This is a genomic window from Pseudomonas sp. Pse1 (genome assembly GCF_024519635.1).
Taxonomy (GTDB): Bacteria; Pseudomonadota; Gammaproteobacteria; order Pseudomonadales; family Pseudomonadaceae; genus Aquipseudomonas.
Genome location: NZ_JALJRO010000002.1, coordinates 252,476 through 264,415, shown reverse-complemented (window position 1 = coordinate 264,415; position 11,940 = coordinate 252,476). Strand labels below are relative to the sequence as shown.

The 11,940-nt window shown below is 59.8% G+C and carries 10 protein-coding genes; 3 read left to right on the top strand and 7 right to left on the bottom strand.

The window, feature by feature from the left end; genetic code table 11:
- Positions 1-136 precede the first annotated feature (136 nt).
- From NR126_RS03930 to aspA, 6 genes are all read right to left on the bottom strand, one after another.
- On the bottom strand, positions 137-1,237 hold the full coding sequence (locus tag NR126_RS03930; protein WP_027616771.1) for a polyamine ABC transporter substrate-binding protein: 1,101 nt from the start codon (positions 1,235-1,237) through the stop codon (positions 137-139).
- Positions 1,238-1,252: 15 nt separating this feature from the next.
- Complete coding sequence (locus tag NR126_RS03925) at positions 1,253-2,281, bottom strand: histone deacetylase family protein (RefSeq protein WP_027616772.1); 1,029 nt, start codon at positions 2,279-2,281, stop codon at positions 1,253-1,255.
- 145 nt (positions 2,282-2,426) lie between these two features.
- The gene (locus NR126_RS03920; protein WP_256829704.1) at positions 2,427-3,431 is read right to left on the bottom strand and encodes an AraC family transcriptional regulator; all 1,005 of its coding nucleotides are present in this window, start codon (positions 3,429-3,431) and stop codon (positions 2,427-2,429) included.
- 145 nt (positions 3,432-3,576) lie between these two features.
- Positions 3,577-4,581 (bottom strand): asparaginase, encoded by a 1,005-nt coding sequence (locus NR126_RS03915; protein WP_256829703.1) that lies wholly within the window; start codon positions 4,579-4,581, stop codon positions 3,577-3,579.
- A 98-nt stretch (positions 4,582-4,679) separates the two neighbouring features.
- On the bottom strand, positions 4,680-6,131 hold the full coding sequence (locus NR126_RS03910; protein ID WP_027616775.1) for a sodium:alanine symporter family protein: 1,452 nt from the start codon (positions 6,129-6,131) through the stop codon (positions 4,680-4,682).
- Positions 6,132-6,537: 406 nt separating this feature from the next.
- Entirely contained in the window at positions 6,538-7,962 is a 1,425-nt protein-coding gene (gene aspA / locus NR126_RS03905; RefSeq protein ID WP_027616776.1) for an aspartate ammonia-lyase, read from the bottom strand.
- Positions 7,963-8,142: 180 nt separating this feature from the next.
- Here aspA and NR126_RS03900 point away from each other — a divergent pair, with 180 nt between their 5' ends.
- A complete protein-coding gene (locus NR126_RS03900) occupies positions 8,143-9,054 on the top strand; it encodes a LysR substrate-binding domain-containing protein (RefSeq protein ID WP_027616777.1) in 912 nt (303 codons plus the stop codon).
- Positions 9,055-9,109: 55 nt separating this feature from the next.
- Here NR126_RS03900 and NR126_RS03895 read toward each other — a convergent pair whose 3' ends face one another.
- On the bottom strand, positions 9,110-9,700 hold the full coding sequence (locus tag NR126_RS03895; protein WP_105753558.1) for a hypothetical protein: 591 nt from the start codon (positions 9,698-9,700) through the stop codon (positions 9,110-9,112).
- A gap of 606 nt (positions 9,701-10,306) precedes the next feature.
- Here NR126_RS03895 and purE point away from each other — a divergent pair.
- Together purE and NR126_RS03885 are read left to right on the top strand one after the other, a co-directional pair.
- The gene (gene purE / locus NR126_RS03890) at positions 10,307-10,798 is read left to right on the top strand and encodes a 5-(carboxyamino)imidazole ribonucleotide mutase (RefSeq protein ID WP_007971731.1); all 492 of its coding nucleotides are present in this window, start codon (positions 10,307-10,309) and stop codon (positions 10,796-10,798) included.
- A gap of 11 nt (positions 10,799-10,809) precedes the next feature.
- Complete coding sequence (locus NR126_RS03885; protein ID WP_027616778.1) at positions 10,810-11,895, top strand: 5-(carboxyamino)imidazole ribonucleotide synthase; 1,086 nt, start codon at positions 10,810-10,812, stop codon at positions 11,893-11,895.
- Positions 11,896-11,940 lie beyond the last annotated feature (45 nt).

Here is an 11,940-nt window from a genome sequence, read left to right as displayed (position 1 = left end):
GGCAGCGATGGGGGCTCGTTGCGCGGTCCGTGGCAAGGTAGTGAGAGCGGGCGTGGCGAGGGTGGTAAACAAATATCCAGGATAAAAAAGACCTGCGCAGGCGCAGGTCTCGATCACAGCGTAAGCCTGGCGAGCGTCAGGTGCCGGACTTGATCTTGGTCCAGGCACGAGTCCGTGCGCGTTCGGCATCCCTTGGCAGCGGTTGCAGGGTGTACAGCGTGCTCATGGCGGCGTCGGTGGGGTACAGGTTGGGGTTGTTGCGGATCGCCGGGTCGACCTTGTCCGTGGCGTCCTTGTTCGGATTCGGGTAACCCACGAAGTCGCTGACCGGTGCAATCACTTGGGGTTGCAGCAGGTAGTTGATAAAGGTGTAGGCATCGTCGGGGTTCTTTGCGCCCTTTGGAATGGCCAGCATGTCGAACCAGATCGGCGCGCCTTCCTTGGGTAGACGCATGTCGACGACTACACCATTTTTGGCTTCCTTGGCGCGGTTGGCGGCCTGGGAAAAACTGCCGGAATAGCCGACCGCGACGCAGATGTCACCGTTGGCGATATCGGCCATGTACTTGGACGAATGGAAGTAGGTGACGTAAGGACGGATCTTCATCAGCAGCGCTTCGGCCTGGGCGTAATCCGCAGGCTTTTTGCTGTTGGGGTCCAGGCCCAGGTGTTGCAGGGCCAGCGGCAGGATCTCTGACGGCGAGTCGAGCAAAGCCACGCCGCATTGCTTGAGCTTGCTGATGTTTTCTTCCTTGAAGATCAGATCCCAGCTGTCCACGGGGGCGTTATCGCCGAGGGCCGCCTTGATCCTGGCCGGGTTGAAGCCGATCAGGATGGTGCCGTACATGTAGGGCACGGCGAACTGGTTACCCGGATCGTTGGCTTCGATCAGCTTCATCAACTTGGGGTCGAGGTGGCTCCAGTTCGGCAGCTTGCTGCGATCCAGTGGCTGGAACACCCCCGCATCGATCTGCTTGGCCAGAAACACATTGGAGGGGACCACCACGTCGTAGCCGGAGTTGCCGGTCAACAGCTTGGCTTCCAGGGCTTCGTTGGTGTCGAAGATGTCGTAGATCAGCTTGACCTGGCTGTTCTGCGCCTTGAAGTCCTCCAGGGCCTTGGGGGTGATGTAGTCGAACCAGTTGTAGACGCGCAACGTTCGTTCTTCGGCGTGGGCCGCCACGCTGAGCAGCGAGGCGCACAGGGCTGGCAGGATGAAGCGCTTGAGACTGTTCATGCGGGTGCACCCTCGTTAAGCGTTTTCGAAACCCTGTAGAACGTTCACGGCGTTGATGCCGATTTCTTCTACCGCGTAGCCGCCTTCCATGACGAACAGGGTCGGCTTGCCGAGGCCGGCAATGCGCTTGCCCATGGCCAGGTAGTCCGGGCTGTCGAGTTTGAATTGCGAGATCGGGTCGTCCTTGAAGGTGTCCACGCCGAGGGAGACGACAATGATGTCGGCGCCGTAGTTGTCGATCTCTGCACAGGCCTGTTCCAGGGCTGCACTCCAGGTCTCCCAGCCACTGCCCGCAGCCAATGGATAGTTGAAATTGAAGCCTTCGCCGGCGCCTTCGCCGAGTTCGTCGTCGTAGCCCAGGAAGAACGGAAATTCGGCTTCCGGATGACCATGAATCGAGGTGAACAGCACGTCGCTGCGCTCATAGAAAATCGATTGAGTGCCGTTGCCGTGGTGATAGTCGACGTCGAGGATCGCGACCTTTTTGTGCCCCTGATCGAGGAAGGCCTGGGCGGCAATCGCGGCGTTGTTGAGGTAGCAATAGCCACCCATCAAGTCACCGGCGGCGTGGTGTCCCGGCGGACGGCACAGGGCGAAGGCGCTGTGGGCGCCGCGCTGAATTTCAGCCTGTGCGGTAAGCGCCACTTGCGCTGCGCTGTAGGCCGCTTGCCAGGTGCCGGCGGTAATCGGTGCACCGCCGTCGAAGCTGTAATAGCCGAGTTGGCCATGCAGGCTGGTAGGTTTGACCTGACGCAGGGTGCGGGCCGGCCATGTGTAGGGCAGCAGATCACCGTCGGTATTGAACTCGGTCCAGCGCGCCCAGGCGCCTTTGAAGAACTCCAGATAGTCGTGGCTGTGGATCCGCGCAATCGGCTCAAGGCCGAAGTCCTTGGGGGCTTCGACGGGGCCGAGGTTCTGGTTCTGCACCCGGGCCAGCACGTGGTCGGCGCGCGAAGGCATTTCGAAACAGGGCTTGAGTTGGCCGTCGATCAGTTCACAGCGACCGTGGTGCAAATGGTGGTCGTCCGAGTAGATGGTCAGCATGTTGTTGTTCTCCGCAGGGCTGATTCGGTTAGCCACAGTTTTGCCCGGTGCGGGATTTGGGAGAACGGCAGGAAAGGCCAAAAGGGGATCGATACGGCCAATAAAAATGACCGAAATTCGCCCCTGGCCGGCAGGGGTTTACTCCTCAGCGCAACCCCAACGGCCGAAATTGACTGGGTGCAACCCCGCTCCAGCGCACGAATGCGTGACGAAAGCTGGCGGTTTCGCTGAAGCCCAGGGCCTCAGCGATCTGGTAGATCGGCAGCTGATCCTCGCAGAGCATTTGCTTGGCCTGCTCGAAGCGCAACTCGTCGAGCAGTTCCTGATAACTGCAGCCAAGGTCCTTGAGGTGGCGACGCAGCGTGCGGGCCGAACAGTTCATTTGTTCGGCGAGGCCTTCGAGCCCCGGTGCCGCGTTCAACTGGGCGCTGAGTAACTGGCGGATGCGTCCCAGCCACGCCTGGCGCCCGGTGAACTCGACGTTCTGCTTGCGACAGCGTTCGGCCATGGCCTGGTGGGTAATGACGTCGGCCAGTGGCAGAGGCTGGTCGAGCCAGCGCTTGTCGAAGGCGAAGGCGTTGTCCCGCGCGCCGAAATGTCGCGGGCAATTGAAGTGTTGAGCGTAGGTGGTTTCGTAATCGGGTGCAGGATGCTCGAAGCGGGCACTGAGCAAGGGCAGTGGGTGCCCGAGCAGGTCGTCGCAGGTGACTCGTAACGACACCAGGCAGAACTCGGCGTTGAACACGGCCATCGCCGGACTCTCGCGGTAATCGGCGGCGACCAGCCACACCTGTTCGCCATCGTCCTCCAGGCTCAGCTCGAAAAGTGTTCCCAACAGCGCCGGATAGCGAATTGCCAGGCGCAAGGCGTCACCGAAGGTGGCACAGGTGAGCAGGGCGTAACCGAGCATGCCATAGCAGGAAACGTGCATACGCCGCCCCAGCTCCAGGCCGATGTCGTGCTTGAGGGCGACGGCATTGGCGCATACCTGCATCTCCTGGTTGGTGGTGATGCGTGTATCGGCACGGTTCAGGTCCGCCGGGCTAATCCCGCTGCCGGCCAGCAGTGCTTCGCTGGACAGGCCGTCGGCCCGGAAGGCGTCGAGCACCAGCGAAACCGCGTTAAGCGTAGTGAGGTGGGAGTGCAGCATGGAAGGTTCCCGTCGAGGTTTGCTGGGAGAAGAGCAAGTAGCGTGCCGTGATCCGCCACCCCTGCGTGCTCAAGCACTCCGAAAACACTCGCCGGGCCAGATCAAGGCCGATCACGCTGCGCCAATCGCCCAGCTTTCGGGCATTTCAGCTCAACTCGCCACACAGGTCCAGTTCGGTCAGGCGACGCACTTCATCACTCGCCAGTCCAGCGCCGAGCAATGCATGCAGCTTGCCGAATGCCGCCTCACGGGTCATGCCGCCACCCGACAGCACGCCAACGCCACGCAAACGGCTGCCGGCTTCGTAGATATCCAGTTCGACGCCGCCCTCGTGACACTGAGTAATCGCCACTACCACCACGCCAAGCGCACGGGCTCGCTCAAGGCTGGTCAGGAACTGCGGGTTGTCACTCGGTCCGGTACCGCTGCCGAAACACTCCAGCACCAGGCCCTGGATACCGCTGTCGAGCATGCCGTCGAGTTGTTCGGCACCGATGCCGGGGAATAGCGGCAGTACGCCGACCCGGGCCAGTTGTTTGGGCTGCTGATACTGCAAGGCTTGCGGGATCGATGCGGCCTTCATACCGCCACCCTGGCGTTGCAGGCGGGCGAAGGGATGGCGACCGAAACTGCGGATTTTCGCGCAACGCGTCGGGTCCAGCAGTTCGCCATGGAAGTACAGGTGCACCCCTGGCGCCAGACCCTGACCAAGGGCAGTCAGCGCACCGCCGAGGTTTTCCCAGGCATCGCTGTCGGTGACCCCGGCGGGCAGCATCGAACCGGTAAACACCACGCGGGCCTGCAGGCCCAGCAGTTGGAAGCTCATGGCCGCGGCGCTGTAGGCCAGGGTATCGGTGCCATGCAGAATGAGCACACTGTCACAGCCATCGACGTCGACCGCCTCAACCACCGCCTCACGCAAACGCTGCCAGTAGTCGGGCGTCATGTTGGCGCTGTCGATCAGCGGGTTCATCTCGCGAAAACGCCACTGCGGCACCACGAGTTGCGGCTGGCTGTGCAGGTAGTCGCGCATCCGCGCCTCGAAGCCGGAGGCCGGTGCGAGGCCATTGGCGCTGGCTTGCATGCCGATGGTGCCACCGGTGTAGAGCACCATGATGTGCTGGGCGGCGGGGTAGGTTGCAGGGGTCATGTGAGGTCTCCTGAAGGGATGACGGCGTGCGACCGAGCATGACGCCGGTCGCACGATGTGTCACGTCGGGCGCAGGGGGTGCGCCCGTTTTTTACCGGTCAGCGTTGCGCTGCGGTGACGCCGTCAATGGCGGTATCAGTCTTGGTCGCTACGGCAGGCGGGTTGGCCGGCCAGGCTTGCAGATCCAGGTCCAGATCGGAGAACTTGCTCGAGTCGAAGACTGGCGTCTTGATGCCGGCCGCGCGTTGGTCGTCGTAGTCACGCAGGATGCGCATGCCGATCTTGAACAGCAGGAACAGCGCGATCAGGTTGACGAATGCGAGCATGGTCATGGTGATGTCGGCAAAGGCGAACACGGTGCCGAGGTTTTCGATGGCGCCCCAGAAAATCAACACCAGTACCAGTGCGCGGTAGCCGATAAGGGCCTTGCGGTTGTCACCGATCAGGTAGCGCAGGTTGCTCTCGCCCAGGTAGTAGTTGTAGAGAATCGAGGTGAACACAAACAGCGCCAGCGCCACCGAGATGAACATCCGGCCCCATTCGCCGACGACGGCCGCCAGGGAGTTCTGGGTCAGGGCGATGCCGTCACCTTCGAAGCCCGGGGTATAGAAGCCCGACAGCAGGATCAGCAGTGCGGTGCAGGTGCAGATGATGAAGGTGTCGAGGAACACGCTGAACGCTTGCACCACGCCTTGCGCGACCGGGTGCTCGACCGAGGCTACAGCAGCGACGTTGGGCGCACTGCCCAGGCCGGCTTCGTTGGCGAATACGCCACGCTTCACGCCCATGATGATGGCGCTGCCCACCAGGCCACCGAAGGCCTGGTCCAGGCCGAAGGCGCTCTTGACGATGGTCATCAGCATGCCCGGCACTTGGTCGAACTGCAGCACGATCACGTAGATGGTCACGGCGATGTAAACCAGGGTCTTGACCGGCACCAGCAGGTCGGCAATCGCGGCAATCCGCTTGATCCCGCCGATGAACACCAGGCCCAGCAGCACTGCCAGGGCGAGACCGGTGTAGGTGGTGTCGAGACCGAAGGCGTTGTTCAGCGAGTGGGTCACGGCGTGGGCTTGCAGGCCATTGAAGGCAAAACCGAAGGTGATCAGCAGCAGGAACGCCATGATCATCCCCAGCCAGCGTTTTTTCAGGCCGTGCTCGATGTAGTAGGACGGGCCGCCACGGTACTGACCTTCGGAATCGCAGCGCTTGTAGAGCTGACCGAGGGAGCACTCGAAGAAGCTGCTGGACATGCCGACCAGTGCGGTCATCCACATCCAGAACACGGCGCCCGGGCCGCCCAGGGTTACGGCAATGCCAACCCCGGCGATGTTGCCGGCACCGACGCGCCCGGCGAGGCTGAGCATCAGCGCCTGGAATGAGCTGAGTTGGCCGGCGCTGCTGCGCAGACTGTCACGGAACACCGCGAACATGTGGAAGAAGTGACGCAGTTGAACGAAACGCGAGCGGATCGTGAAGTAACCACCGAGCCCGACAATGAGCACGATCAGTACTTTCCCTGAGAGGAAGTCGTTAATGACTTCGAGCATGGATTATTCCTCGCTGTTTTTTGTGTAGGCAGATGCTGACCTGGTGGACACATCTTGTTACGTCTGTGGGCGCACGGCTCAACAGGCGGTTCGATGTTCGTCCCGGGTTCATATCGCGGGTTTGTTATTAGTTCGGGTTTCGCATGAGTTGGGGTCTCGCTACCGACGACCGCTCATGCGAAGAGGGGCGGCACTATACCGATGCTTTCCTGTGGGAGCGAGCCTGCTCGCGTTTACGGTAGAACTTTCAATGCAGGTGGCGACTGACTGGACGCTCTCGCGAGCAGGCTCGCACCCACAGGTTCTACATTTGTTAAGGTTAAAAAAAGGGCCTGGAGATTCATCTCCAGGCCCTCAAAAGGTGAGAGGTGTCTAGTCCCTCGACCTGGTGAGCGGTGCTACAGCATCAGGCCTTCAAAGGCACCAGACGCGGGGCAATCATATTTTCCGGACGCAGGATGTCGGCGAGCATGGCATCGTCGAGCAGGCCTTCTTCACGTACCAGTTCCAGCACGCCACGGCCGGTTTCCAGCGCGATACGGGCGATGCGGGTGGCGTTTTTGTAGCCGATGTACGGGTTCAGTGCGGTGACCAGGCCGATCGAGTGTTCGACCAGTTCGCGGCAGCGGGCTTCGTTGGCGGTGATGCCGACGATGCAGTGCTCGCGCAGCATGTCCATGGCGCGTTGCAGCAGGCGGATCGAGTCGAGGATCTTGAAGGCGATCAGCGGCTCCATCACGTTCAGTTGCAACTGGCCGCCTTCGGCCGCCATGGTCAGGGCCAGGTCGTTACCGATCACCTGGAACGCTACCTGGTTGACGGCCTCCGGGATTACCGGGTTGACCTTGCCAGGCATGATCGAGCTGCCTGGCTGACGCGCTGGCAGGTTGATCTCGTTGATGCCGGTACGCGGGCCGCTGGACAGCAGGCGCAGGTCGTTGCAGATCTTCGACAGCTTGACCGCGGTGCGCTTGAGCATGCCGGAGAACAGCACGAAGGCGCCCATGTCGGAAGTGGCTTCGATCAGGTCGGCGGCTGGAACCAGCGGTTGACCGCTGATTAGTGCCAGACGCTCTACGGCCAGGGCCTGGTAGCGTGGGTCGGCGTTGATGCCGGTGCCGATCGCGGTGCCACCCAGGTTCACTTCAGTCAATAGCTCTGGCGCCAGGGTTTTCAGGCGTGCCAGGTCTTCGCCCATGGTGGTGGCGAACGCACGGAATTCCTGACCCAGGGTCATCGGCACGGCGTCTTGCAGTTGGGTACGACCCATCTTCAGGACGTGGTTGAATTCTTCACCCTTGGCCGCGAACGCCTGAATCAGGCTGTCGAGGCTGGCGAGCAGGGCGTCGTGACCCAACAGCAGGCCCAGACGAATGGCCGTTGGGTAGGCGTCGTTGGTCGACTGCGCCATGTTCACGTCGTCGTTCGGGTGCAGGTACTGGTACTCGCCTTTCTGGTGGCCCATGGCTTCCAGCGCGATGTTGGCGATCACTTCGTTGGCATTCATGTTGGTCGAAGTGCCAGCGCCGCCTTGAATCATGTCCACCACGAACTCTTCGTGGAAATCGCCGCGGATCAAACGTGCACAGGCTTCGCTGATGGCAGCGTGCTTGGCTTCGGTCAGGTGACCCAGCTCACGGTTGGCGTCAGCAGCGGCCTGTTTGACCATGGCCAGACCGACAACCAGTTTTGGGTAATGCGAAATCGGAACGCCCGAGAGGCGGAAGTTATTCACCGCTCGCAGGGTCTGGATGCCGTAATACGCTTGAGCAGGGACTTCGAGAGTGCCAAGCAGGTCGTTTTCTGTGCGGAATGATGCAGCGGAGGACATGATAGAAATCATCTCAATATGGACCCGGTCTGTGCCGGAACGCTGTGAATGCTAGGCTTGTGGAGAATTTTGAGCCAATGCTGTTAAACACTAGCCTATGCACATTCGGCATAATGCCGATGTGACGCCGTGTACACGGCGAGCGTGTGACCTAATTTGGTGCGTGTCCGGGAGGATGTGATGAATCTGGAAAGCAAATGGCTGGAGGACTTCAGTGCCCTGGCCGCGACCCGCAGCTTTTCCCAAGCGGCCGAGCGGCGCTTCGTGACGCAGCCGGCATTCAGCCGGCGCATTCGCAGCCTGGAAGCGGCGCTGGGGCTGACACTGGTCAACCGCTCGCGCACACCCATCGAACTGACGGCGGCCGGACAGCTGTTTCTGGTGACCGCGCGGACGGTGGTCGAACAGTTGGGTGAAGTGTTGCGCCACCTGCATCACCTCGAAGGTGGGCAGGGTGAAGTGATGCAGGTCGCGGCAGCGCACTCCTTGGCGCTGGGGTTTTTCCCACGCTGGATTGCGCAATTGCGCAACGAAGGCCTGAATATCGCTACGCGGCTGGTGGCCACCAACGTTGGCGATGCCGTGCATGCTTTGCGCGAGGGCGGCTGCGATCTGATGCTGGCCTTTTACGATCCTGATGCGGCAATGCAGATGGATTCGGAAATTTTTCCTTCGCTGCACCTTGGTCAGACCGAAATGCTCCCGGTATGTGCAGCCGATGCCGACGGCAAACCTTTGTTTGACCTCGAAGGCGAAGCCAGCGTGCCGTTGTTGGCGTATAGCGCCGGGGCTTTTCTCGGACGCTCGGTCAACATGTTGCTGCGCCAGCGGGCGCTGCGCTTTACCACGGTGTATGAAACGGCAATGGCCGACAGCCTCAAAAGCATGGCCCTGGAAGGGCTGGGTATCGCCTGGGTGCCGCAGTTGAGCGTGCGCGCCGAACTGGCGCGTGGTGAGCTGGTGGTTTGCGGTGGGGCGCAATGGCATGTGCCGCTGGAGATTCGCTTGTATCGCTGCGCGTTGGTGCGCAAGGCTAACGTGCGATTGCTTTGGCGCAAGTTGGAGGGAGGGGCGGCAAGCACGAATCAATAGGGTCAGGCAGGCAGAGCCGTTGCTCGAACGGCTCTGTGGATATTAGGTTGAGCGGTCAAGCTTTGTTAGCCAGATGATTTTTGATGTTTAGTCGATTGGCTGAGCTGAAATGATAAATGTTGGATCTGAGCGGGTGGGGCTGTGGTGTCATGTAGGTTTCACCCCACCAGCCATCATATTGGACTTCGAAGTCTTCATGCTTTGCACCCAGCAAGTGGCCGACTTCATGGGCAGGTATCAAGTAATTGGTTAATGATGCGATGGCAAAGCTGCCTGCATTCGTCACTCGATCAATTAGTGCGATACCACTTAGTTTTTCATTGATTGGCTCATTGGTCACCAAAACAACCTTGGTTAATGGGTTTGTAACGAATCCTTCTTTTCTAGCCTCATCCAGGTATTTGACGCCTTCTTTTCCCCATCTGATTAATACTTTTAGACCATCCTCATTTTTGTAGTCAAAGCTGCTATACGGTTTGCCGCTGCCGAAGATAATGTGAACGTCACGTTCAATAAAACTTTCCAGTTCGGTTTTCAGGTGGAGAAAGTAGTCCTGGTAAATGGTTGTTCTTTTAGAGGATGGCACATCATCATGGATGACGACGAAGATGGTAATGCTGTTTTTTCTTGGCGTTTCGCTGCTCATACCGTAATCCTTTACGTATGGGTGTCTAAAATTCAATCAAGATTTAACGGTTTTACATTTTGGGCTTACGCAACGTACTTTAGGCTCTATCGAATCGGTTGAGGTAGTTGCGAATGGTTTCTACATTTTTATTGCTGAAAATGAATACCTGCTTGCCTTTATCCGCAGTCATGAATGATCTGGAAGGATCAGTCCCCGTGTAAGTTTCATTTCGATAAGCACTGTCTTCATGGCGGGCGTCCAGCATGTGCCCGATTTCGTGGGATACCGTTATCTTCAACTCTGTCGAGGCGTTACCAAACAAACCGGGGGTATTGATTCTGTCGCGGGTCAATAACAGATACTTGTGAAGGGCGTCATTGCCATAATCATCGGATTTTTCATTCAGGCGTCGGCAAAATTCTTGATTTTCAAGTCAATAAAATTGCTGTACGGGGCCATGTGACAGATGGTCATCGCAGGGGCTGTTTATCGGCAGTATTGCGGTATACTGCGCGGCCTTCGGCCGGCATGCCTGGCCAAAATTTGTACAATCAAGCCACGCATTCTGCGTGGCTTGTTGTTTTTTGACGCGCCTGCGGGCGCCCAGAGAGAAGAGGCGCGACGATGAGTGCACTGGTTGGCGTGATCATGGGCTCCAAGTCCGATTGGTCCACCCTTAGCCACACCGCCGATATGCTGGAAAAGCTCGGCATTCCCTACGAGGTTAAAGTGGTCTCCGCCCACCGCACCCCGGACCTGCTGTTCCAGTACGCTGAAGAAGCCGAGGCGCGTGGCATCGAGGTGATCATCGCGGGTGCCGGTGGCGCGGCGCACTTGCCGGGCATGTGTGCGGCCAAGACTCATTTGCCGGTACTGGGCGTGCCCGTGCAATCGGCTATGTTGTCGGGTGTCGACTCGCTGCTCTCCATCGTGCAGATGCCTGCGGGTATTCCGGTCGCTACACTGGCAATCGGCAAGGCCGGCGCGATCAACGCAGCCCTGCTGTCGGCGAGTATCCTTGGCGCCAAGCACCCGCAGTTCCACGCGGTGCTGAAAACCTTCCGTGCTGAGCAAACAGACAGCGTCCTGGAAAATCCAGACCCACGCATCGCCTGAGGTTGTTGACGATGAAGATCGGTGTAATCGGTGGCGGCCAGTTGGGTCGCATGCTGGCCTTGGCGGGCACTCCGCTGGGGATGAACTTTGCTTTCCTCGATCCGGCGCCGGATGCCTGTGCCGCGGCACTGGGTGAGCACTTGCGCGCCGATTACGGCGATCAGGATCACTTGCGTCAATTGGCCGACGAAGTCGACCTGGTGACCTTCGAGTTCGAAAGCGTTCCGGCGGAAACCGTAGCCTTCCTGTCGCAGTTCGTCCCGGTCTATCCGAGTGCCGAAGCGCTGCGCATTGCTCGTGATCGTTGGTTCGAGAAGAGCATGTTCAAGGACCTGGGGATCCCGACCCCGGCGTTCGCCGATATCCAGTCGCAAGCCGACCTTGACGCCGCAGTCAGTGCCATTGGCCTGCCAGCCGTCCTCAAGACCCGCACCCTGGGTTACGACGGCAAGGGCCAGAAAGTCCTGCGCACGGCTGACGATGTGGTAGGTACCTTCGCCGAGCTGGGCAGCGTGGCGTGCCTGCTGGAAGGCTTCGTGCCCTTTACCGGTGAAGTGTCGTTGATCGCCGTGCGTGCCCGCGATGGCGAAACTCGCTTCTACCCGCTGGTGCACAACACCCACGACAGCGGCATTCTCAAGCTGTCCGTGGCCAGCACCGAGCATCCATTGCAAGCCCTGGCGGAGGATTACTCCAGCCGTGTGCTCAAGCAGCTGGATTATGTCGGCGTGATGGCCTTCGAGTTCTTTGAAGTCGACGGCGGCCTCAAGGCCAACGAAATCGCCCCGCGTGTACACAATTCCGGGCACTGGACAACCGAAGGCGCCGAGTGCAGCCAATTCGAAAACCACTTGCGTGCCGTTGCCGGCCTGCCACTGGGTTCGACGGCCAAGGTCGGTGAGAGCGCCATGCTCAACTTCATCGGCGTGGTGCCGCCGGTGGAGCAGGTCATCGCCATCGAAGATTGCCACCTGCATCACTATGGCAAGGCCTTCAAGGTCGGGCGCAAGGTCGGTCACGCCAACCTGCGCTGCGCCGACAAGGCCACGCTGGAGCGGCAGATCCTCAAGGTCGAAGCGCTCATCGCCGAGCAATAAGGCTATGGTCCGCCGGGAACCTTCGGGTCCCGGCGTTCTCTGATG